This window comes from Streptomyces sp. NPDC006923 (assembly GCF_040635655.1).
GTDB lineage: Bacteria > Actinomycetota > Actinomycetes > Streptomycetales > Streptomycetaceae > Streptomyces.
Genome location: NZ_JBEYIF010000004.1, coordinates 56,534 through 77,912, shown reverse-complemented (window position 1 = coordinate 77,912; position 21,379 = coordinate 56,534). Strand labels below are relative to the sequence as shown.

19 protein-coding genes and 1 pseudogene are annotated in these 21,379 nt (G+C 72.5%); 12 read left to right on the top strand and 8 right to left on the bottom strand.

Annotated features, from left to right (window positions below):
* Positions 1-51 precede the first annotated feature (51 nt).
* From ABZ707_RS08840 to ABZ707_RS08825, 4 genes are read right to left on the bottom strand one after another with little or no spacing between them, the layout of a single operon-like run.
* A complete protein-coding gene (locus ABZ707_RS08840; protein WP_360170101.1) occupies positions 52-990 on the bottom strand; it encodes an ABC transporter substrate-binding protein in 939 nt (312 codons plus the stop codon).
* Between the two features lie 12 nt (positions 991-1,002).
* The gene (locus ABZ707_RS08835; RefSeq protein ID WP_360170098.1) at positions 1,003-1,665 is read right to left on the bottom strand and encodes an ABC transporter permease; all 663 of its coding nucleotides are present in this window, start codon (positions 1,663-1,665) and stop codon (positions 1,003-1,005) included.
* A gap of 6 nt (positions 1,666-1,671) precedes the next feature.
* On the bottom strand, positions 1,672-2,331 hold the full coding sequence (locus ABZ707_RS08830) for an ABC transporter permease (protein ID WP_360170095.1): 660 nt from the start codon (positions 2,329-2,331) through the stop codon (positions 1,672-1,674).
* A complete protein-coding gene (locus ABZ707_RS08825; protein ID WP_360171285.1) occupies positions 2,328-3,473 on the bottom strand; it encodes an ATP-binding cassette domain-containing protein in 1,146 nt (381 codons plus the stop codon). The genes ABZ707_RS08830 and ABZ707_RS08825 overlap by 4 nt, the downstream gene beginning before the upstream one ends.
* 141 nt (positions 3,474-3,614) lie before the next feature.
* Here ABZ707_RS08825 and ABZ707_RS08820 point away from each other — a divergent pair, with 141 nt between their 5' ends.
* The 3 genes from ABZ707_RS08820 (at position 3,615) to ABZ707_RS08810 (ending at position 6,770) form a co-directional block, all read left to right on the top strand.
* The gene (locus ABZ707_RS08820; protein ID WP_360171282.1) at positions 3,615-5,192 is read left to right on the top strand and encodes an aromatic amino acid ammonia-lyase; all 1,578 of its coding nucleotides are present in this window, start codon (positions 3,615-3,617) and stop codon (positions 5,190-5,192) included.
* Entirely contained in the window at positions 5,189-6,025 is an 837-nt protein-coding gene (locus ABZ707_RS08815; RefSeq protein ID WP_360170092.1) for a MurR/RpiR family transcriptional regulator, read from the top strand. Before ABZ707_RS08820 ends, ABZ707_RS08815 begins: the two co-directional genes overlap by 4 nt.
* Before the next feature lie 178 nt (positions 6,026-6,203).
* Positions 6,204-6,770, top strand: coding sequence for a hypothetical protein (locus tag ABZ707_RS08810; protein ID WP_360170089.1), 567 nt, complete (start codon positions 6,204-6,206; stop codon positions 6,768-6,770).
* Between the two features lie 24 nt (positions 6,771-6,794).
* Here ABZ707_RS08810 and ABZ707_RS08805 read toward each other — a convergent pair.
* Together ABZ707_RS08805 and ABZ707_RS08800 are read right to left on the bottom strand one after the other, a co-directional pair.
* A pseudogene (locus tag ABZ707_RS08805) lies at positions 6,795-7,049 on the bottom strand (hypothetical protein); the annotation flags it as partial.
* A 13-nt stretch (positions 7,050-7,062) separates the two neighbouring features.
* The gene (locus tag ABZ707_RS08800; protein WP_360170086.1) at positions 7,063-8,466 is read right to left on the bottom strand and encodes a diaminopimelate decarboxylase; all 1,404 of its coding nucleotides are present in this window, start codon (positions 8,464-8,466) and stop codon (positions 7,063-7,065) included.
* A gap of 112 nt (positions 8,467-8,578) precedes the next feature.
* Between ABZ707_RS08800 and hutU the strand changes: the two genes are divergently transcribed.
* From hutU to hutI, 4 genes are all read left to right on the top strand, one after another.
* Complete coding sequence (gene hutU / locus ABZ707_RS08795) at positions 8,579-10,252, top strand: urocanate hydratase (RefSeq protein ID WP_360170083.1); 1,674 nt, start codon at positions 8,579-8,581, stop codon at positions 10,250-10,252.
* A gap of 83 nt (positions 10,253-10,335) precedes the next feature.
* Entirely contained in the window at positions 10,336-11,526 is a 1,191-nt protein-coding gene (locus ABZ707_RS08790; protein WP_360171279.1) for an allantoate amidohydrolase, read from the top strand.
* Positions 11,523-12,962: a formimidoylglutamate deiminase gene (locus ABZ707_RS08785; protein ID WP_360170080.1), complete on the top strand. Its 1,440-nt coding sequence runs from the start codon at positions 11,523-11,525 to the stop codon at positions 12,960-12,962. The genes ABZ707_RS08790 and ABZ707_RS08785 overlap by 4 nt, the downstream gene beginning before the upstream one ends.
* 86 nt (positions 12,963-13,048) lie before the next feature.
* A complete protein-coding gene (hutI, locus tag ABZ707_RS08780) occupies positions 13,049-14,275 on the top strand; it encodes an imidazolonepropionase (protein WP_360170077.1) in 1,227 nt (408 codons plus the stop codon).
* Positions 14,276-14,345: 70 nt separating this feature from the next.
* Here the strand turns inward: hutI and ABZ707_RS08775 are convergent, their stop codons facing one another.
* On the bottom strand, positions 14,346-15,698 hold the full coding sequence (locus ABZ707_RS08775) for a hypothetical protein (protein WP_360170074.1): 1,353 nt from the start codon (positions 15,696-15,698) through the stop codon (positions 14,346-14,348).
* A 132-nt stretch (positions 15,699-15,830) separates the two neighbouring features.
* On the opposite strand from ABZ707_RS08775, the gene ABZ707_RS08770 reads away from it, so the two are divergent.
* Both ABZ707_RS08770 and ABZ707_RS08765 read left to right on the top strand, forming a co-directional pair.
* Entirely contained in the window at positions 15,831-16,199 is a 369-nt protein-coding gene (locus tag ABZ707_RS08770) for a DUF6415 family natural product biosynthesis protein (RefSeq protein ID WP_360170071.1), read from the top strand.
* Positions 16,196-16,393, top strand: a complete 198-nt coding sequence (locus ABZ707_RS08765) for a hypothetical protein (protein WP_360170068.1) — start codon at positions 16,196-16,198, stop codon at positions 16,391-16,393. The genes ABZ707_RS08770 and ABZ707_RS08765 overlap by 4 nt, the downstream gene beginning before the upstream one ends.
* A 13-nt stretch (positions 16,394-16,406) precedes the next feature.
* Here ABZ707_RS08765 and ABZ707_RS08760 read toward each other — a convergent pair whose 3' ends face one another.
* On the bottom strand, positions 16,407-17,636 hold the full coding sequence (locus tag ABZ707_RS08760) for a cytochrome P450 (RefSeq protein WP_360171276.1): 1,230 nt from the start codon (positions 17,634-17,636) through the stop codon (positions 16,407-16,409).
* A gap of 344 nt (positions 17,637-17,980) precedes the next feature.
* On the opposite strand from ABZ707_RS08760, the gene ABZ707_RS08755 reads away from it, so the two are divergent.
* The 3 genes from ABZ707_RS08755 to ABZ707_RS08745 are packed head-to-tail and all read left to right on the top strand — an operon-like array spanning position 17,981 to position 21,301.
* Positions 17,981-19,078 (top strand): GNAT family N-acetyltransferase, encoded by a 1,098-nt coding sequence (locus tag ABZ707_RS08755; RefSeq protein ID WP_360170065.1) that lies wholly within the window; start codon positions 17,981-17,983, stop codon positions 19,076-19,078.
* A gap of 47 nt (positions 19,079-19,125) precedes the next feature.
* Positions 19,126-20,427: a glycosyltransferase gene (locus ABZ707_RS08750; RefSeq protein ID WP_360170062.1), complete on the top strand. Its 1,302-nt coding sequence runs from the start codon at positions 19,126-19,128 to the stop codon at positions 20,425-20,427.
* Positions 20,428-20,464: 37 nt separating this feature from the next.
* Entirely contained in the window at positions 20,465-21,301 is an 837-nt protein-coding gene (locus ABZ707_RS08745) for a polysaccharide deacetylase family protein (RefSeq protein ID WP_360170059.1), read from the top strand.
* The last annotated feature ends 78 nt before the right edge of the window (positions 21,302-21,379 follow it).

Sequence of the window (21,379 nt, the reverse complement as noted above, 5' to 3'; positions counted from 1 at the left end):
CGCACGGAGCACAGGGAGCGCGCACGGACATCCCCGTCCGGGGAGTGTCGGCTACGCCTTCTTCGTCAGCCCGTGATCGGCGGCCCAGGCCGCGGCCACGTCCTCAGGGTCTTTCTTGTCCTTGTCCACCTGGCGGTTCAGCTCGGTGAGGTCCTCCGTCGAGAGCGCGTTGCCCAGCCGGGCCAGCGCCTTGCGCACGGTCGAGTCCGCCTTGCGGTCGGCGATCAGCGGGACGACATGCTGGCCCGGGACAAGATTCTTCGGATCGGAGAGGACCACCCAGCCCTCGGCGGCGATGTCGGTGTCGGTGGTGAAGAGATTGGCGACATCCACGTCGCCCTTCTTCAGCGCGCCCTTCACCAGCGGGCCCGAGGAGTCCAGGGACTTGAATTCCTTGAACTCCACGCCGTACACGTCCTTCAGCCCGACGACGCCCACGACCCGCGTCTTCACCTCGGGTGCGGCGCCGATCACCAGCCGGCCGTTCTGTTTCGCCAGGTCGGCGAGGGTTTTGAGGCCGTATTTCGCGGCGGTCTCGCGGGTGACGGCGAAGGCGTCGGAGTCCTCGGCCCTGCCGTACGGGAGGACCTGGAGGCCCGTCGGCAGCGCGACGGCCAGGGCGTTCTGCATCTCGCCCTCCTCGGTCGCGGTCGCCTTGGGCGCGAGATAGTGCAGCAGCGCGCCCTGGTACTCCGGGAGCAGATCGATGTCACCGCCCTTGAGCGCGGGGATCAGGATCTCCCGGGTGCCGAGGTTGGGCCGGACGGTCGTTTTCACACCGGCGGCTTCGAGCACGACCGCGTAGAGATGGCCGAGGATCTGGTTCTCGGTGAAGTTGGCGGTGCCGATGGTGATGCCGCCGGCGCTGGAGCCGCCGCCCGCGCCGCCGCCTCCCTGGCCCTCCAGGGAGGTGATGCCGCTGCTGCACGCGGCGAGAACGGGTACGGAGGCCGCGGCGAACAGGCCGCCGAGCAGAGTCCTGCGGTTCATGTGTGGTTCTCCTCAGGCGGTGCGGTGGCGGAAGAGGACGCGCTGGAGTGCGGACAGCGCCAGATCGAGGACGACGGCGACGGCCGCGACCAGCACCGCGCCGCCCAGCACCTGGACGAGGTCGCGCTGGGCCAGGCCGTCGAAGACATACCGGCCGAGTCCGCCGAAGCTGACGTACGCGGCGATGGTCGCCGTCGCCACCACCTGGATCAGTGCGAGCCGCAGCCCGGTCATGATCAGCGGCAGCGCGAGCGGGATCTCGACCCGTGTCAGCACCTGGCGGCCGCGCATGCCCTGGCCGCGTGCCGCGTCCTTCACCTCCGGGTCGACGGCGGTCATGCCCGCGTAGGTGTTGGTCACGATGGACGGGACGGCGAGGGCGACCAGCGCCACATACACCGGGGTCATGGACAGCCCGCCGGCCAGGAAGACCAGCACGACCAGGCCCACGGTCGGCAGGGCCCGCCCGAACGAGGCGAGATTGATGGCGAGGAACGCGCCCCGCCCGGTGTGTCCGATGAGCAGTCCGACGGGCAGTGCGATGGCGGCGGCGATCAGGGTCGCGATCAGGGAGTACTGGAGGTGCTCGGCGAGGCGGTGGCCGATGCCGTCCGGGCCTGTCCACTGCTCGCCCGACACCAGCCAGGAGCCGAGGTTCTTGAAGAGTTCGTCCATGTCGGGTCAGGCCCTCCCGCCCTGTGTGTGCCGCTGCCTGGTCCAGGGCGTGAGGACGTACTGCAGGGCCACCAGCAGCGCGTCCGCGACCAGGGCGAGCAGCAGGGTCAGCACGACACCGGCGATCACCGGTGTCGGGAAGTCGCGCTGGAAACCGTCGGTGAAGAGCTGGCCCAGGCCGCCGTCGCCGATGTAGGTGGCGACGCTGACGAGCGAGATCGACATGACCGTGGCGATCCGTACGCCCGCCATGATCACCGGGAGCGCGAGGGGCAGTTCGACGGTGAGGAGTGTCCGCAGCGGCCGGGTGCCCATGGCGACCGCGGCCTCGCGGGCCCTGGCCGGGACGGAGTCGAGCCCCTCGACGGTGTTCCGCAGCAGGACCACGAGCGTGTAGATCGTCAGGCCGATGACGGTGGTGGTCCTGGTCAGTCCCGAGACGGGCAGCAGCAGCACGAAGACCGCGATGGACGGGATCGTGAACAGGACGTTGGAGAGCCCGAGGAGGAAGCCGCGCAGCGGCCGGACCCGGTGTGCGAGGACGGCCAGCGGCAGTGAGATCAGCAGCCCGAGCAGGACGGCCGTCAGGGCGGCCTGGAGGTGGGAGAGGGTGAGGGTGGTGAGATCGCCCGCGTGGTCGGATATCCACGCCCACTCGATGGTCATACGGTCGCGCTCCCGTCACCGGTGGTGGCGGCGGCCCTGACGGGCGTCGCGCCCCGCGCCGCCTCCTGATGGCGGCGGCCCGCGTGCTCGTGGACCGTCTCGCGGGAGGTGACGCCGGTCAGGACGCCGTCCGTGTCGACCCGGGCGATCAGGCCGGCGGGCGAGGCGATCGACTCGTTGAGGGCCGCGAGCAGGGAATCCGTGTCGCGCAGCGGACGGACCGGCCCCAGCGGCGCGTCGCCGGACCGGTCCGCGTCGCGCGCGGTGTCCGGGTCGAGCCAGCCGAGTGGTTCGTCCCGGGCGGAGACGACGAGATGGGGTCCGGAGCCGGGCCGGGGGAGGGGCTCGTCCGCCCGTACCGTGACGGCCCGCTGCCGGGGCAGGCCGCCGAGGGTGGTCAGCGACAGCAGCTTGAGTTCGCGTTCCGCGCCGAGGAAGTCCGCGACGAAGTCGTCCGCGGGCCGGGCCAGCAGCTCGGTGGGTGTGGCGCACTGCACGAGATGGCCGCCGGTGCGGAAGACGGCGATGCGGTCACCGAGCCGTACCGCCTCGTCGATGTCATGGGTGACAAAGGCGATGGTCTTGTTCAACTCCTGCTGGAGGCGGAGAAGTTCGTCCTGGAGCTGGGTCCTCACGACCGGGTCGACCGCGCCGAAGGGCTCGTCCATCAGCAGCACCGGCGGATCGGCGGCGAGTGCCCGGGCGACGCCCACGCGCTGCTGCTGACCGCCGGAGAGCTGGTGCGGGTAGCGCTTGCCGGTCTCCGCCGTCAGGCCCACCGTCTCCAGCAGCTCCGCCGCTCTTGCCCGGGCCTTCTTCCGGCCCCAGCCCAGCAGCAGCGGAACGGTCGCGATGTTGTCGAGGACCGTGCGGTGCGGGAAGAGGCCCGACTGCTGGATGACATAGCCGATACCGCGCCGCAGCTCGGCGGCGTCCTGCCGCAGGACGTCCTTGCCGCCCACCCGGATGGTGCCGGAGGTCGGCTCGACCATCCGGTTGATCATGCGAAGCGTGGTCGTCTTACCGCATCCGGAGGAGCCCACCAGGACGGTGATACCGCCCTCCGGCATCTCCAGCGTGAGGTCGTGGACCGCCGTGGTGCCGTTGGGGAAGCGTTTGTGCACGGTGTCGAATTCGATCATCACTCGTCCCTTGCCCGGCTTGCATATAGTCATGCAGAGTTCTTGGTGACTGAATAGATTGTCAATGCCCGCGGGTAAATCGCTGGTTACGGATGACCGCGAGGCAAGACATCGCGTCCGAATAGGAGGCATTCGCGCATGATGTCGTCCCACATGATGGACTCGCCGGCCGCGAGCACGGCCCTTGTCGTCCTGGACGGACTGAGCCTCCCGGTCGCCGATGTCGTCAGGCTGGCCGACGGCGCCGCCCGTCCCGTACCCGGCACCGAGGCGATGAAGCGTGTCGAGCGGAGCTGGCACGTCGCGCGGGAACTGGCCGCCTCGGGCCGGGTGTACGGACGCTCCACCGGCGTCGGCGCCAACCGCACCGAGGCCGTGCCCACCGAGGCCGCCGCCGATCACGGCCTGCGTCTGCTGCGCAGCCACGCGGGCGCGATCGGCGAACCCCTGCCCGCCCGCGAGGTCCGGGCCATGCTCGCCGTCCGGGCCAATCAGCTCCTCGCCGGAGGCGCGGGGCTGCGGCCGACCGTCGTCACCGCGCTCTGCCAGGCCCTGGAGCACGGCGCCCATCCCGTGGTGAACGAATTCGGTTCGGTCGGCACGGGCGACATCGCGGCCCTCGCCCAGCTGGGCCTCGCCCTCGCCGGCGAACATCCCTGGCGCGGCGGCCGGGCGCCCGAGCCACAGCCTCTCGACAACAACGACGCCCTCGCGCTGATCAGCAGCAACGCCCTGACACTGGGGCAGTCCGCGCTCGCCCTCGACGAGCTGCGCCGGCTCATCGCCGCCACCGAACTGGTCGCCGCCCTCTCACTGCTGGCCGTCGACGGCTCCTACGAGGCGTACGCGGAGCCCGTGCACGCGGCCCGCCGGCACCCGGGCTCGTACGCCGTCGCCGCCCGGATGCGCCGGATCCTCGGCGCGCCCGCGCGGCCGGGGCCGCCGCTCGGCCGGATCCAGGACCCGTACGGCTTCCGCTGCGTACCGCAGATCCACGGTCCGGCGCGCGACGCGGCCGACGCGCTGGAGAGCACGCTCGCCGTCGAGATCAACGCGGCTGCCGAGAATCCGCTGATCATCGCCGGCACGGAGGCCGACCCGATCCCCGCCGCCTATCACCACGGTGGTTTCTATCTGGCCCAACTCGCGCTGGCGCTGGACCACTTCAGGCTCTCCCTCGTCCAGACCGCGCGCCTGTCCACGTCCCGGCTCTCGGCCCTGAACGAACCCGCCTTCACCAGGCTGCGGCCCTTCCTCGCCGACGCCGAACCCGCCAGCTCCGGCGTGATGATCCTGGAGTACGCGGCCGGGGCCGCGCTCGGCGATCTGCGCGCGTACTCCGCACCGGCCTCGCTCGGCCACGCGGTACTGTCCCGGGGCGTGGAGGAGCAGGCCAGCTTCGCCTCGCTGGCCGCGCGCCAGACGCTCCGGGCGGGCAACGCGTACCGCCTGGTCGTCGGCTGCGAACTCGTCGCCGCCGTCAGGGCGCTGCGCCAGCGCGGGCTGCGGCCGGAGCCCGGTCTTCCGGTCGGCCGCGCCTTCGGGCTGGCCGAGACCGTGCTCGACGAGGCGGTCTCCGACCGGCCGTTGACCGATGATGTGACGGCGGCAGCCGCGCTGCTCGACCGGTTCGCCGGTCTGGTGGACGGCCCGCGGTCCGGTCCGGCGGAGGATCCGGCGGACCACCAGAGCCACGACACCACAAGGGGGATCGCATGAGCGACAGCCCTGCCGCCCGACTCCAGCAGCTCTTCGAGGGCCACCGGCTGACCCCCACCCAGCGGCGCATCGCGCACAGCATGGTGCGGCGGGCCGCGGACGTGCCGTTCCTGTCGAGCGTCGAGCTGGCGGACCTGGCCGGGGTCAGCCAGCCGTCCGTCACCCGCTTCGCGGTCGCCCTCGGCTTCGACGGCTATCCGGCGCTGCGCAGACATCTGCGGGAGGTGGCGCCCGCCGAGCCGGCGGGCGGCGAGTCCGCGTACAACGAGTACCAGCAGGCCGTCCAGGGCGAGATCGAGAATCTGCGGCACCTCGCCGAGCTTCTCGCGGACCCGGCGCCGGTCGAGCGGGCCGGCCGGCTGCTCGCCGCCTCCCGTCCGCTGCCGGTGCTGGGGCTGCGCGCGGCTTCCTCGCAAGCCCGTGGTTTCTCGTACTTCGCGGCCAAGGTCCATCCGGACGTACGGCTGCTGGACGAGGGCGGCACGATGCTGCCCGACCGGATCGACGCGGCCCTGAACGCGGGCGCCAGCGCGTTGCTCTGTTTCGCGCTGCCGCGCCATCCGAAGGAGGTCGTGGAGACGCTGGCGTACGCGCGGTCGGCCGGACTGACGGTGGTGACCGTCGCCGATTCCGCCTTCGCGCCGGTCGCCAAACACAGCGATCTGCTGATCCCCGCGGCCGTCGGCACGGGCCTCGCCTTCGACACGGCGTGTGCGCCGATGCTGCTGGGACGGGTGCTGTTGGAGGCGATGTGCGACGACCTGCCGGACGCGCAGGCGCGGCTGGAGGACTTCGACGCGCGCGCGGCGGCGCGCGGGCTGTTCGTCGAATAGCCGCATAGCCGCATAGCCGAACAGTCGAACAGCCGAATGGCGGGAGCCCTCGCGCCCGCGTGAGCCGGAGCGGAGCCGGGTGTGTGAGGGCGAGCCCGGGTGAGCTTCCCTCGTTCTCACGAAATGCTCAGAGAACGCCATTAATCTGCCGCCACACACAGGCATGAGGAGGCAGGCAGTGGGGCGCGGAGGGCAGTCTCTGGCACGGGTGGCAGTGATCGTGCGGGCGGGCGCGGTCCCGCTCTGGTGGCTGGGGGTGCTCGCCGCCGGGATCGGATTCCTGATCCCCGGACTGACCGGGCGCAGGATCGGTGTCTACGCGGGCGCGGCGCTCTTTGTGGTGTGCGCCGCCGTGGTCGCGCTCGTACGCCGGCGTGGATATACGGCGTGGGCGGAACGGGCCTCGCGCGCCGGGAAGTTCGACTACCTCCAGGACCGCGCCGTGACCCTGCGGAACTGGCGGTGGTCGCACCGCTGGTGGCTCGCGGCCGGTTTCCTGCTGGCCGTGGCGAGTTCGTTCGCGCTGCCGGTGGCGGGCGGCGCGGCCCTGGCGGGCGCGGGCGCCGGACTCTGGCTCAAGGCGGTGTGGCTGGGCCGCCGTGAGCGCCGGGACGACGCGCTGCTGTGGGTGCGTACCGACTGGGCCGGGGCCGGGCGGCCCACCGGCAAGCTGGTGAAGGGCTACCGGACCACCGGGACCGGAGCCGGTGACGCCGCGCCCGGCGGGGCACGGCGCCGCCGCTGAACCGGCGGGGCGGCGCCGTCCGCCTCAGACCTCCAGACCGGCCTCGATCTTCATGAGCTGATGGCGTGCCATCGCCAGATTCGCCCGTGACTTGTCCAGCGCCAGATAAAGGAAGAGACCGGCGTTGCCGCGTCCCTTGAGCAGCCGGATCAGGTGGTACTGGCCGCCGAGAGTGATCAGGATGTCCTCGATCTCGTCCTTGATGCCGAGCAGTTCCATGGTGCGGACCTTGGCGCGGACGACATCGGTGTTGCCGGCCGCGGCGACCGCCAGATCGAGGCCCCGGGCGCGGTCAGCCGCCGAGCAGCGCGTCGCGGTAGGTGCCGCCCGACTCGTGGACGATCTCCTCGACCGTCTGCGGGGCCCGTACCGTCGCGAAGCGCACCCCGCCGCCCTCGCTCTCGGGGGCCGTCGTGAAGCCGTGAATGCCGGGCCTCGCCAGGCTGTTGTAGGCGTAGTGGTTGCTGAAGTAGTAGGCGCCGGTGTCGAGGGCCGCGACGAGGTCATCCTGTTCGAGCAGCGGCAGCGGCCGGTTCTCGGCGAGCAGGTCGCCCGCGAAGCAGGCCGGGCCCGCGATGTCCTGGGCCACGGCGGGGCCCTGCTTCGGCCGTCCCCCGGCGTCGTACGCGGCGATGCGCAGGGGCCAGGAGGCGGGGACGTAGACGGTACGGGCGGCGACCTGGGCGCCCGCGTGGGTCACCGCGATGGGCCGGCCGCCGGCGGACTTGGCGTATTCGACCCGGGCGAGGACCAGGCCGTGCTTGGCGAGCAGGGAGCGGCCGAACTCCGTCACCAGCCCGTAGCGGCCGTCCAGCAGTCCCGGCACCGTCTCCTTGAGCAGCCGGGCGTAGTCCGCGTACGTCGGGGTCTCCTCGTCGGAGCCGAAGTTGACCGGGAGGCCGCCGCCGATGTCGACGGTGTCGATCTGCCGGCGGCCGGCGGCCGCGTTGATCTCCTCGGCCAGCTCGTAGACCGTCCGTACGCCCTGGGCCATGAGTTCCAGCGGAACGCCCTGCGAGCCGGAGTGGGTGTGCAGCCGGGTCAGCCAGGGGCGGTCCAGAAACGCCCGGACGATCCAGTCGAGCGCGCCCTCGTCGCGCAGCGCGACGCCGAACTTCGAGGTGGCGGTCGCGGTGGACAGGGCGCCGATGGAGCCCGCGCCGAGCTGGGGATTGACCCGCAGGCCGAGCGGGGAGCGGCTGGCGCCCGAGCTGATCAGCGCGTCGATCCGCGCCAGCTCCTGCGGGTTGTCGGCGTTCACGGCGACGCCCTGGGCGAGCGCCTCACGCAGCTCGGCGGTGGTCTTGGCGGGGGAGTCGAGGACGGTGCGGCCGGCCGGGACGCCGGCGGCGCGCGCGAGGGCCAGCTCTCCCGGGCTCGCCACCTCGGCGCCGATGCCCTGCTCGGACAGCAGGCGCAGGACGGCCACCAGCGGCGCGGCCTTTACCGCGAAGGCGTGCAGGACAGCGGTGCCAGGCGCGGTGACCTCTTCGAAGGCGGTGCGGAGCGCGGCGGCGGAGGAGCGGATTCCCGCCACGTCGAGCAGCGCCACGACGGGTTCCGTCCCGGAGATCAGCCCCTGCTCCACCGCCGCGCGCACCGCCCGGTGGCGGCGGGCCGCCGCGCCGCTGCCGCTGTCCGGGGCGCCCGGCGTGCCGTGATCCGTGTTCTGACCGTTGTGCTGATCCGAAGCCATGGGCGTCAGCCAATCACCGGGCGGGCGGCCCCGCAGCTGTTGACTACAACTATTCATCCAGTCAGGATGTGAATAGATAAGCCAACAGGCCCACCATGGAGGAGGCACCGCCATGTCAGGACCCCGCCCCGTACGGGCACCGCGCGGTACGGAACTGAGCGCCCTGGGATGGCAGCAGGAGGCCGCCCTCCGCATGCTCCAGAACAACCTCGACCCCGAGGTCGCGGAGCACCCCGACAAGCTCGTCGTCTACGGCGGCACGGGCCGGGCCGCCCGTGACTGGCGCTCCTTCGACGCCATGGTGCGTACGCTGCGGACGCTCAAGCAGGACGAGACGATGCTCGTCCAGTCCGGCCGTCCGGTGGGCGTGCTGCAAACCCACGAGTGGGCGCCGCGCGTGCTGATCGCCAACTCCAACCTGGTCGGCGACTGGGCGAACTGGGAGGAGTTCCGGCGTCTGGAGGCCCTGGGCCTCACCATGTACGGCCAGATGACGGCCGGTTCATGGATCTACATCGGCACCCAGGGCATCCTCCAGGGCACCTACGAGACGTTCGCCGCCGTCGCCGCGAAGAAGTTCGGCGGCACGCTCGCCGGGACGATCACGCTCACCGCCGGTCTCGGCGGCATGGGCGGCGCCCAGCCGCTCGCCGTGACCATGAACGACGGCGTCGCGATCTGTATCGACTGCGACCCGCGTGCCATCGACCGCCGGATCGAGCACCGCTATCTCGATGTGCGGGCCGACAGCCTGGAGCACGCCCTCCAGCTCGCCACGGAGGCCCGGGACGCCCGGCGTCCGCTCTCCGTCGGACTGCTCGGCAACGCGGCGGAGCTGCTGCCGAGGATGCTCGCCGAGGGCGCCCCGGTCGACATCGTCACGGACCAGACCTCCGCGCACGATCCGCTGGCGTATCTGCCGCTCGGCGTCGACTTCGCCGACATGGCCTCCTACGCCGCCGAGAAGCCCGCCGACTTCACCCAGCGCGCCCGTGAGTCGATGGCACGGCATGTGGAGGCGATGGTCGGCTTCATGGACGCGGGGGCCGAGGTCTTCGACTACGGCAACTCCATCCGGGGCGAGGCCCAGCTCGCTGGCTATGACCGGGCCTTCGCCTTTCCCGGCTTCGTGCCCGCCTATATCCGGCCGCTGTTCAGCGAGGGCAAGGGACCGTTCCGCTGGGCCGCGCTCTCGGGCGAGGCGTCCGACATCCACAAGACCGACCGGGCGATCCTCGACCTCTTCCCCGAGGACGAGTCCGTCCAGAACGCGTCGCTGCACCGCTGGATCAAGCTGGCCGGCGAACGCGTCCACTTCCAGGGCCTGCCGGCCCGGATCTGCTGGCTCGGCTACGGCGAGCGGGACAGGGCCGGCGAGCGCTTCAACGACATGGTCGCGAGCGGCGAACTGGCGGCGCCGGTGGTCATCGGCCGCGACCATCTCGACGCCGGCTCGGTCGCCTCCCCGTACCGCGAGACCGAGGCCATGCTCGACGGCTCCGACGCCATCGCCGACTGGCCCCTTCTCAACGCCATGGTCAATGTCGCCTCCGGGGCCTCCTGGGTCTCCATCCACCACGGCGGCGGTGTCGGCATGGGCCGTTCCATCCACGCCGGCCAGGTCACGGTGGCCGACGGTACGAAGCTCGCGGGCGAGAAGATCCGCCGTGTCCTCACCAACGACCCGGGCATGGGCGTCATCCGGCATGTCGACGCCGGCTACGAGATCGCGGAAGCGGTCGCGGACGAGCGCGGTGTCCGGGTCCCGATGCGGGAGGGCAAGTGACACGGGACCAGGGACCGGCGGGGGCACGCACCACGGCGGACCGCGCGGGCACCGGCTCGTTCGAGCCGCCCTCCTTCCAGGAGATGTGGCGGGATCTCGCCCCTGTCGGACGCGACGCGGGCAGCGGCGGCTACCGGCGGTACGCCTGGAACGGGGCCGACGCCGACTGCCGGGCGTGGTTCCGGGAGCAGGCCGAGACCCGTGGGCTGGCCTACGAACTCGACCGCAACGGCAACCAGTGGGCCTGGCTCGGTGACCCGTCCGCCGGGGACGCCGTCGTCACCGGGTCCCATCTGGACTCCGTGCCCGACGGCGGCGCCTTCGACGGGCCGCTCGGTGTGGTGTCCTCCTTCGCCGCTCTCGACGAACTCCGCCGCAGGGGAGCCCGGTTCGCCAAGCCGCTGGCCATCACCAACTTCGGCGACGAGGAAGGCGCGCGCTTCGGGCTCGCCTGCGTGGGCTCCCGGCTCACCGCGGGACAGCTCACCGTCGAGAAGGCCCATGAGCTGCGCGACGGCGAGGGCGTCCCGCTGACCCGCGCGATGGAGGCGGCCGGCCACGACCCGTCCGCCATCGGTCCCGACTCCGAACGCCTCGCCGGGATCGGCGCGTTCATCGAGCTGCATGTCGAACAGGGCCGCGCGCTCGACCTGTCCGGCGACCCCGTCGGTATCGCCTCCGCGATCTGGCCGCACGGCCGCTGGCGGTTCGACTTCCGGGGCGAGGCCAACCACGCGGGCACCACCCGTCTCGCCGACCGCCGCGACCCGATGCTGACCTATGCCGAGACCGTCCTCGCCGCCCGCCGCGAGGCCGAACTCGCCGGAGCCCTCGCCACCTTCGGCAAGATCTCCGTCGAACCCAACGGCGTCAACGCCATCCCCTCCCTCGTCCGCGGCTGGCTGGACTCCCGCGCCGCCGACCAGGCCGCCCTGGACACCGTCGTCGCCGGTATCGAGGCCGCCGCCCGCGAACACGCGGACCGGGCCGGTGTCGAGCTGCGGGTCGTCCAGGAGTCCTTCACCCCGGTCGTCGAGTTCGAGCACGCCCTGCGGGACGAGCTGGGCAAGATCCTCGGCGGGCGGCTCCCCGTCCTCGGCACCGGCGCCGGACATGACGCCGGTATCCTCTCCGCCTCCGTCCCCACCGCCATGCTGTTCGTGCGGAACCCCACCGGGGTCTCGCACTCGCCGGCCGAATACGCGGCCGAGGACGACTGCGTGGCCGGAGTGCTGGCACTCGCCGACGTACTGGAAGGACTCGCGTGCGCATGACGGGGTCCACAGCGGGGCCGCGCGGGCCGCGGGCCGCACACAGCACCCAGGAGACATCCGGCGCGCGGGCGACCCCGGACACGCGCGGCGGCGCCGCGTACTGGCTGGAGCACGCCTGGCTCGACAACCATGTCGAGCCCGGCGTGGCCGTGTTCGTCGCGGACGGCCGGATCACCGAGGTCCGCTCCGGGACGGAGACCCCGCCCGCCGGCGCCACCGTCCTGCGCGGACTGACCCTCCCCGGCCTGGCCAACGCCCACTCCCACGCCTTTCACCGGGCCCTCAGGGGCACCGTCCAGGTCGGCTCCGGCACCTTCTGGACCTGGCGCGAAGTGATGTACGGGGTCGCCGCCCGGCTCACGCCGGACTCCTATCACGCGCTCGCCCGCGCCGTGTACGCCGAGATGGCACTCGCCGGCATCACCTCCGTCGGGGAATTCCACTACCTCCATCACGCCCCGGGCGGCACGCCCTACGACAATCCGAACGCGATGGGCGAGGCCCTGATCGCGGCGGCTGCCGAGGCCGGGATCAGGATCACGCTCCTCGACACCGCCTATGTCTCCTCCGGCGTCACCGGGCGGCGCGGCGGGGCGCCGCCCGACCGCCGCCAGCTCCGCTTCTCCGACGGCACCGCGGACGCCTGGGCCGAGCGCGCCTCGGCCCTCCGGGGAAGCGACCACGCCCGGATCGGCGCGGCGATCCACTCCGTACGCGCCGTACCCGCGGACCAGCTCGCCACCGTCGCCGCGTGGGCGCGCGAGCGCGCCGCGCCGCTCCATGTGCATCTCTCCGAACAGACCGCGGAGAACGACGCCTGCCTCGCCGTCCACGGCCGCACCCCCACCCAGCTCCTCGCCGACCACGGTGTGCTGGACGCCCGCACCACCGGTGTCCACAACACCCATCTCACCGTCGAGGACATCGCCCTGCTGGGCTCCACCCGCACCGGCACCTGCATGTGCCCGACCACGGAACGCGATCTGGCCGACGGCATCGGCCCCGCCGCCCAACTCCAGCGCGCGGGCTCGCCCCTGTCGCTCGGCAGCGACAGCCACGCCGTGATCGACCTCCTCGAAGAGGCCCGCGCCATGGAACTCGACGAACGCCTGCGCTCCCGCACCCGCGGGCACTGGACGGCGGCGGCACTGCTGCACGCCGCCACAGCCGACGGTCACGCGGCGCTCGGCTGGCCCGAGGCGGGCCGCATCGAGCGGGGCGCGCTCGCCGACCTCGTCACGATCGCCCTGGACTCGGTCAGAACGGCCGGCCCGCCGCCGAGGCTCGGAGCGGAGACCGCCGTATTCGCCGCCTCCGCGGCGGATGTACGCCACACCGTCGTGGCCGGGCGCCATCTCGTACGGGACGGGGTCCACACCCTTGTCCCGGACGTCCCCGCCGCCCTCGCCGCGTCCATCGGGGCCCTGCGCGGCTGACCGCACCGCCCATGACCCGGCCACCGCCACCACCGACGCCATCACCACCGACGGGACCGAAGCCGCCGAAGGAGAACATCCCCGCGATGACGACCAGCAGCACAAACCCCCCGACCGGGCCGACCGCGCCGACCGCGCCGGCCGCGTCGACCACCATCACCAACATCGCCGGCCTGGTCACCAACGATCCCTCCCTCGGAGACGGAACCCCCATCGGTCTGATCCAGGACGCGGCCGTCGTCATCGAGGGCGACCGTGTCGTCTGGGTCGGTGAATCAAGCAAAGCACCCGCCACTGACAACGCCGTCGACGCCGGTGGCAGGGCCGTCGTCCCCGGTTTCGTGGACTCCCACTCCCACCTCGTCTTCGCGGGCGACCGCACCCAGGAGTTCAACGCCCGGATGTCCGGCCGCCCCTACTCCGCCGGCGGCATCCGCACCACCGTCGCGGCGACCCGCGCCGCGACCGACGCCGAGCTGAGCGCGAATGTCGCGCGCTATCTGGCCGAGGCGCTCCGCCAGGGCACCACCACCGCGGAGACCAAGTCGGGTTACGGCCTGACCGTCGAGGACGAGGCCCGCGCGCTCCGTGTCGCACGGGAACACACCGACGAAGTCACCTATCTCGGTGCCCATGTCGTCCCGGCCGAGTACGCCGACGACCCCGCGGGCTATGTCGCGCTCGTCACCGGCGAGATGCTCGACGCCTGCGCCCCGCACGCCCGCTGGATCGACGTGTTCTGCGAGGAGGGAGCGTTCGACGGCGACCAGGCCCGTGCGATCCTCACCGCGGGCAGGGCCAGGGGCCTGCGTCCGCGCGTCCACGCCAACCAGCTCACCCGGGGCCCCGGAGTGCGGCTTGCCGTCGAACTCGACGCCGCGTCGGCGGACCACTGCACCCATCTCACCGACGCGGACGTCGACGCCCTCGCCCACAGCGACACGGTGGCGACGCTGCTGCCCGGCGCGGAATTCTCCACCCGCGCCCCCTGGCCGGACGCCCGCAGGCTGCTCGACGCGGGCGCGACGGTCGCGCTCTCCACGGACTGCAACCCCGGCTCGTCCTTCACCTCGTCCATGCCGTTCTGCGTCGCACTCGCCGTACGCGACATGGGCATGACGCCGGACGAGGCGGTCTGGTCGGCGACGGCCGGCGGCGCGGCGGCCCTGCGTCGCCAGGACATCGGCCGCCTCACCCCCGGCGCCCGCGCCGACCTCGCCCTCCTCGACGCCCCGAGCCATGTCCATCTCGCCTACCGCCCCGGAGTCCCCCTGGTCTCCGCGGTGTGGCGGCGCGGCGAACGCGTCCACTGAGTGCCGCGTGCGTGTGCCGCGCGCGTGTGCCGCGCGCGTGTGCCGGGCGGGGCCCGGCGCACGCCCGACGTCACCCCTTCAGCGCGGCGACCTCGTCCATCCTCGGCCGCAGCCTCCGTACGGCACGCGTCTTCGCGTACGGCTTCAGCAGCCGCCGCAGCGTTTCGAAGTGCTCGTCACCACGCGCCGTCGACACGTGTTCGTAGTCGTCGAGGAACTGCGACCAGCTTCCGCAAGCCGCCTCAAGATGGCCGAATTCCAACTGGCGCTGGGCCAGTACGGCAAGGAAATGGACCCGGCCCTGACGCTCGTTCTTGCGCTGTGCCTTCAGGGACTGCTGGAGCGCGGCGATCGAGCCCGGCAGGTCCTTGCACTCGTACAGCACATGCGACACATGGAAGAGATACGAGGTCTGGTCGTAGCCGCCGATGGACTCCCGTCTGTTCTCCGCTTTGGTGAGAGCGGCCTCGGTCTGCCGGAGCCGGGAGAACGCCTGGCGCTTGTCGCCGACCATCGCCGCGGCGTGCGCCTGCTGCCCGGACAGAAACGCCTGCAGTCCCGGTTCCGCTTTCGGTGACGCCTCGGCGGCCGAGTCGGCGAGTTCCAGCGCCCGCTTGCCGTAGCCGAGGTTCGACGCCTGGAGGGACATGCCGCGCAGGGTGCGGCAGTACGTGACATGGTCCTCGGCGGCGCCGGCCAGCTCCAGGGCCCGGAGGTAGTACCGCTGGCCGAGCCCGTGCGCCCGTTCGTACATCGCCATCCACCCGGTCAGATAGACCAGGTCGGACGCCGCGGCCAGCATGTCGTTGCGCACTCCGCCGGCCGCTTCCGCTTTCAGCCACGGCATGACCGTGTTGACCAGGAACGCGGCGGCCATCGGACGCGCGTGACCGCCGCCGAGTTCGTCGAGTATGTCCGCGATCCGGACCGTCATCGTGCGCACCGCCTGGACCTGCGCCGCGCCGATCCGGACCGTCCGCTTCCCGGGAGGCGGGACCGGCGCGGTGGCCGCGTGCGCCAGATCGGGGAAGAGCGGGACCACGACGGCGGCGGAGAACAGCCCCGCGGCGATCAGACCCCGCCGCGACGGGTCCATATCGGCTTTTCCCATGTCGACGAGTTCTTCGAAGGTGTCGACGCGGGAGGAGGCGAGAGCGGACGGCGCGACCGGCAGGCCGGCTTCCGCATGAGTGACCGGACGCTTCAGCTTGCGCGCGAACGCCTCGACGATCAGCGCCCTGACCTGCTCCTTCGGTGTTGTACCCGCGACCCAGTGGGACACTGCCGACTGGTCGTAACGAAGCTCAAGACCGGCTTCGGCGCCCATCCGGTTGATGATCTGCGCGAACTGCGAACGGGACCACCGCGCCTGCTCAAGCAGGAGGGCCAGCCCGGTGTTGGGTATGCGTGAATTACTCGCCATGCCTTCAACTCCCCCACAGCGTTCATGGCTTTCATCATCAGACCTGCTCTCCACGGTACTCGTGGAGTGCGATTACACGGTTCTCTCTTCGAGGACGCTGATCACACGAAGACGGGGGCCAAGGTGACCACAGTGACAGACCACAGAGCAGGTGGCACAGGCGAAAACGCGCACACCGCGGCACTGGACCACGACGCTGTCGCCTTCGACGCCGACCGCGCCCTGGCGCCGCACCGGCTGATGCCCCCGCCCGCGGAGATCGCCGATCTCACCACCCGGCTGATCACCCACGGCGCGTTGCTCGTCGACATTGTCAACGGCTTCCCCGAGACCGAGCACACAGTCCGGGCGAAGGGGGCGCTGAAGGACTGGCACGACCTGATCGGGGGCGGACCCGGCGAGGGAGCCATGGCGAACTGGGTCTATATGCGCGCCATGGCCCGTATGTGCCGTACCTTCATGGACTACTTGCGTGAACGAGAAGGACGACGCCGACCATGACCGACGAAGCACCTCCGCCGTCTCCCGAACAGCCCCGACGTCCCGCCCCGGCGAACCCGCCCGCCCGGGTGTTCATCGCCCGCCATGGACTGCCGCCCATGATCGCCACGCCGGCCCGGCCGAAGAACGGCCCGGTGAGCCCGGCGCGAAGCGTCCGCGAGGTCCCGGCGTCGCGCCCCGCGCTCCGGGACTGACCCCGCAGCCGGGTCATCCCCCCGTCCGGCCGGCGCCGGCCAACGGCCTCAGCCGCACCGGCAGTTCCCGGACGCTGTTGCCCACAAAGCTCGGGTGGCGCGGCAGTTCCCGCTCCGGGACCGCGAGATCCAGCTCCGGGAAGCGGACGAACAACTGCCGCAGGGCTGTCACGGCCTCCATTCGCGCCAGCGGCGCACCCAGACAGAAGTGGGCGCCGTGGCCGAGCGAGAGATGACGGCGCCCCTGCCGGGTCACCCGGAACCGGTCCGCGTCGGGGCCGTGCGCCGACGGATCGCGGCCCGCCGCCGAGTAACCGGCCAGGACCGGAGTGCCGCGCGGGATCACCGTGCCGTCCACGGTCAGATCACGGACCGGATAGCGGAACGGGAAGAAGCTGACCGGACTGTCCCAGCGCAGGGTCTCCTCCACCGCGTCCGCCCAGTCGGCCCGGCCCTCCATGAGCAGGCCGAGCTGATCGCGGTGCGCGCACAGGGCGCGGACGGCGTTGGTGATCAGGCTCAGCGTGGTCTCGTGCCCGGCCACGATCATCAGCAGCAGCGTGCCGATCAGTTCGGGCTCGCTGAGCCGGTCGCCGTCCTCCTCGCGAGCCGCGATCAGCGCGCTGGTGAGATCGTCGCCCGGATCCGCCGTACGGGCCACCGCGACCGCGCCGAGAAGCGCCAGCAGTTCACGGTTGGCCTCGACGGCCTCCTCGGGGCCGGTGTCGGTGCTCACCACCAGCGTCGACAGCTCATGCAGCCGCTCGCGGTACTCCTCGTTCACACCGAGCAGTTCGCCGATGACGCCCAGCGGCAGCGGCAGCGCGAAGAGCCGGCGCAGATCCACGACGCCGTCCCCGGTGGCGGCGGCCCGCTCAAGACCGTCCAGCAGTCCGGCCGTCAGCCGCTCGATCCCCGGCCGCAGGGCCTCCACCCGGGCGAGGGTGAACGCCCTGCTCACCAGCGACCGCAGCCGCCGGTGGTCGGCGCCGTCCGCCGTGGTCATGCCCCGTACCGTGGCGAAGGTCTTCAGCGGCCAGCCGTCCGGTATCCGTCCCTCGCGCAGCGCGGTGAAGTGCTCGGCCCCCTTGGCGACATCCGGATGCCCGAGGAACTCCCGCAGCGCCTCGTGCCCGAGCACCGCCACGCCGGGTATGCCACCGGGGAGCGCCACCCCGGCCACCGCGCCGGCGGCGAGCAGCTCGGCGTTGGCGGCGTGCGGGCAGCCGCCCGCCGGATCCATCCGGTGTGACGCGGTCAACGGAGCTCACCTCCCCGGGCGCGGACTGCCGGCCGACCCGGCCAACGGACGGCCGGAGCCCGCGCGGTGCGCCACGGGCGGTCCAATCCTATGAGCAACCACACGACTTCGGGCAGTAGTTGTTCGGCCCCCGGTGGGCGCTCTTCGGACATCCTCGGCCGTCCCCTCCGCCCCCCGGACCTCACCCGGCGCACGTTTTCCACTGATCCGTCACACGGTGGGCGACTGGCACTGTCCCGGAGGGATGTGGGCCGGTACCGTCCTGTGGGGCGTGCGTGAGCCGGTGGGGAAGCGGGCTCACGGGGGGATGCGACCGGGGGGTCGAGTTGAGTGAGGAACGCACCGCCGCACGCGTGCGTGTGGTCCTGCCGGAGGAGCTGGACGAGACGGAGGCCGAGGCCTGGCGCGAGCTGCGCGTCAAGTCCGGTGCGCCGGCCAATCCGTTCATGGAACCGGAGTTCACCCGTGCCGTCGGCCGGGTGCGGCCCGCGGCACGGGTCGCCGTCATACGGGAGGGCGAGGAGCTCGCCGGCTTCTTCCCCTACGAGAAGGGGCCCTGGGGACACGGCCGGGCCATCGGCCTCGGGGTGTCCGACGCGCAGGGCGCCGTGTTCCGCGCCGGTCTGCGGCTGCCGGCCCGTGAACTGCTGAGGGCCTGCTCGCTGTCGGCCTGGGAGTTCGACAACCTGGAGGCGGGACAGGAGCTGTTCGTGCCGTCCGCCGCCGGGGAGTTCGAGTCCCCGGTCATCGATGTCGGGCAGGGCGCCGAGATGTTCGAGAGGGGTCTGCGCGAGCGGTCGCCGAAGTTCTTCAGGACGACGGCGGCGAAGGAACGCAGACTCGGCCGCCAGGCCGGCGAGGTCCGGTTCGTGTTCGACGAACGCGATCCCGCCGTGCTGCGCACCCTCATGGAGTGGAAGTCCGCGCAGTACCGCAGGACGGGGCGCCGCGACCGGTTCGCCCAGGAGTGGATCAGCGAACTGGTGCGGGCGCTGGCCGGGACCCGGACACCCGGCTGCTCCGGTGTGCTCTCCGTGCTCTACGCGGCCGGCCGGCCCGTCGCCGCGCACTTCGGGCTGCGTTCGCGCACGGTGCTGTCCTGCTGGTTCCCGGCGTACGACCCGGAGTTCGCCAGGTACTCGCCGGGGCTGATCCTGCATCTGCGGATGGCGGGGGCCGCCGCCGCCGACGGCATCGGCATGCTCGACCTGGGACGCGGGGCCGCCGAGTACAAGGACGCGCTCAAGACCGGCGGGCTGCGGGTGTACGAGGGCTCATCGGTGCGGCCAGGACCGGGGGCGGCGCTCCACTGGCTGAGCCGTGAGCCGTTCCGAAGAGCCCATGGCTTTGTGCGCGACCGGCCGAGGCTGGCCGGCTACGCGCAGCGGACGCTGAGCCGGGCGGGCCGGCTGCGGCGCGACTGAGCCGGGGCTGACGCGGGACCACCAGGGCACTACGAACGGGGGAGCCGATGCCGTACACAGCACGCACGCCGAATCAGCCGTACGCGCCGGAGAGGGGGCCTGAGCTGTCGTCCATCGCCGTCGCCGAGCTCGATCTCGACGGGCCCGACGGCAGGGTGCTCTCCCTGCGGCCCGTGCCCGGCGGCCCGGCCCTCGGCGCGGGCGGGATCTACGCCCTGGTACGGCTCCGGGGCCGGCCCGCCGCCACCGTGCTCGGCCGGGTGGCCCCTGGTGAGGACCCGGCCGAGGTCCTCACCGCGGCCTTCCGCGCGCGCGGCGGACGGTACGGGCAACCGCCGCCGGACGAGCCCGTCGTCCCGCCCTCCACCACCGTCGTCGTCGCCACCCGGGAGCGCGCCGCACCGCTCGCCCGCGCCCTCGACTCGCTTCTCGCCCAGGATCATCCGGATTTCCGTGTCCTCGTCGTCGACAACGCGCCCGTCACGACCGCCACCCGCGATCTGGTCGAGGGCGCCTACGCCGGCCGCGTCGGCTATGTCCATGAGCCGGTCCCCGGACTGGCCGTCGCGCACAACCGCGCCCTCACCACCGCCCCCGACCGCGAGGTGCTCGCCTTCACCGACGACGATGTGATCGCCGACCCGCACTGGCTCACCGCGCTCACCGCGCCCTTCGCGGCGGACCCCGGCCTCGGGTGCGTCACCGGCCTGATCCTCCCGGCCCGGCTGACCACCCCCGCGCAGATCCTGCTGGAGAGCCACGGCGGCTTCGCCAAGGGCTTCGAGCCCCGGCTGTACGACCCGGCCAGACCGCCGGCCGACGAACCGCTCTTCCCGTTCACGGCGGGCAGCTTCGGCTCCGGCGCCAATATGGCGTTCCGGACCCGGGCCCTGCGGGCCGTGGGCGGTTTCGACCCGGCCACCGGCACCGGCACCCCCGCCAGGGGCGGCGACGACCTCTACGCCTTCGTCCGGATCCTGACCGCCGGACACCGGCTGCGCTACACACCCGGCGCGCTCGTCTGGCACCACCACCGCGAGACCTGGCAGGACCTGCGGAACCAGGCGTACGGCTACGGCGCCGGGCTGACCGCCTGTCTCACCGCCCTGCTGGTCCGCCGGCCCGCGCTGCTGCCCGCGCTGCTCGCGAAGGTGCCGCGCGGTCTGGCCCACGCCCGCGCGATCACCGCCCACCGGGCCGAAGGCGGCGGGACGGCGCCCGGCGCGCACGGCGCCGGGGCCCACCCCTGGCCGCGCGGCCTCTCCCGGCTGGAGCGCAGAGGGATGCTGTACGGGCCGCTCGGCTACGCGATGGCGCGCGGACGACTGCGCGGCGGAGGGAAGCCATGACGGATGCCGGGCACGCCACGACGCACGGAGGACAGCCATGACCCACCCGCCCGAGCCGCCCGGTGCCCCCGTCGTACCGGTGCTGCTCTATCACGCCGTGACGGACGACCCACCGGCATGGATCGCCGAGTTCACCGTCACCCCGCGGGAGTTCGCCGCCCAGCTCGACGCCGTCGTCGCCAGCGGCCGCACCCCGGTCCCGGCCGGCGCGCTGGCGGACCGGCTGGCCGGCGGCGCGCCGCTGCCGTCCCGCCCCGTCGTCCTCACCTTCGACGACGGTTTCGCCGATCTGCCGGGCGCCACGGCCGAGGCGCTCGCCGCGCGCGGCCTGCCCGCCACCGCCTATCTGACCACCGGTGCCATCACTCCCGGCCGGACCAGCCTGCTGCCACCGGCCCCGATGATGACGCTCGCGCAGGTGCCACGGCTGGAGCGGTCCTACGGCATCGAGGTGGGCGCCCACACCGTCACCCATGCCCAGCTCGACACGCTCCCGGCCGCGGCACTCCGCCGTGAGCTGCGCGAGTCCAAGGAGACGCTGGAGGACGTCCTCGGCCACGAGGTCGCGCACCTCGCCTATCCGCACGGCTACAACAGCCGCGCCGTGCGCCGGGCCGCCGCGCGCGCCGGATACGCCTCCGCCGTCGCCGTACGCCACGCGCTCAGTTCGGAGCGGGACGAGAGCTACCGCATCGCGCGGCTCATCGTGCGCCGGCACCACACGGCGGCGGACGTCGCCTCCTGGATGGCCGGCGGGGCGGCCCGGGGCGAACGGGTCAGGGTCGCTCCGTTCCCGGATTCGCCGGCCACGCTGGGCTGGCGTCTCTACCGCGCGGCGCGGGCCCGGCTGCGCGGCCCGGAGTTCCCCGGCTGAGGGACGGCCCCCGGGGCGGATCCCGGTGGCGGGCGGACCCGGCCCGGGTCAACTCCCCGGTGCGACGCAGACGTTCAA

Coding starts and splice junctions, on each gene's coding strand:
- ABZ707_RS08840 (WP_360170101.1), bottom strand. CDS start 990: ATGAACCGCAGGACTCTGCTCGGCGGCCTGTTCGCCGCGGCCTCCGTA.
- ABZ707_RS08835 (WP_360170098.1), bottom strand. CDS start 1,665: ATGGACGAACTCTTCAAGAACCTCGGCTCCTGGCTGGTGTCGGGCGAG.
- ABZ707_RS08830 (WP_360170095.1), bottom strand. CDS start 2,331: ATGACCATCGAGTGGGCGTGGATATCCGACCACGCGGGCGATCTCACC.
- ABZ707_RS08825 (WP_360171285.1), bottom strand. CDS start 3,473: ATGATCGAATTCGACACCGTGCACAAACGCTTCCCCAACGGCACCACG.
- ABZ707_RS08820 (WP_360171282.1), top strand. CDS start 3,615: ATGTCGTCCCACATGATGGACTCGCCGGCCGCGAGCACGGCCCTTGTC.
- ABZ707_RS08815 (WP_360170092.1), top strand. CDS start 5,189: ATGAGCGACAGCCCTGCCGCCCGACTCCAGCAGCTCTTCGAGGGCCAC.
- ABZ707_RS08800 (WP_360170086.1), bottom strand. CDS start 8,466: ATGGCTTCGGATCAGCACAACGGTCAGAACACGGATCACGGCACGCCG.
- hutU (WP_360170083.1), top strand. CDS start 8,579: ATGTCAGGACCCCGCCCCGTACGGGCACCGCGCGGTACGGAACTGAGC.
- ABZ707_RS08790 (WP_360171279.1), top strand. CDS start 10,336: ATGTGGCGGGATCTCGCCCCTGTCGGACGCGACGCGGGCAGCGGCGGC.
- ABZ707_RS08785 (WP_360170080.1), top strand. CDS start 11,523: ATGACGGGGTCCACAGCGGGGCCGCGCGGGCCGCGGGCCGCACACAGC.
- hutI (WP_360170077.1), top strand. CDS start 13,049: ATGACGACCAGCAGCACAAACCCCCCGACCGGGCCGACCGCGCCGACC.
- ABZ707_RS08775 (WP_360170074.1), bottom strand. CDS start 15,698: ATGGCGAGTAATTCACGCATACCCAACACCGGGCTGGCCCTCCTGCTT.
- ABZ707_RS08765 (WP_360170068.1), top strand. CDS start 16,196: ATGACCGACGAAGCACCTCCGCCGTCTCCCGAACAGCCCCGACGTCCC.
- ABZ707_RS08760 (WP_360171276.1), bottom strand. CDS start 17,636: ATGGATCCGGCGGGCGGCTGCCCGCACGCCGCCAACGCCGAGCTGCTC.
- ABZ707_RS08750 (WP_360170062.1), top strand. CDS start 19,126: ATGCCGTACACAGCACGCACGCCGAATCAGCCGTACGCGCCGGAGAGG.
- ABZ707_RS08745 (WP_360170059.1), top strand. CDS start 20,465: ATGACCCACCCGCCCGAGCCGCCCGGTGCCCCCGTCGTACCGGTGCTG.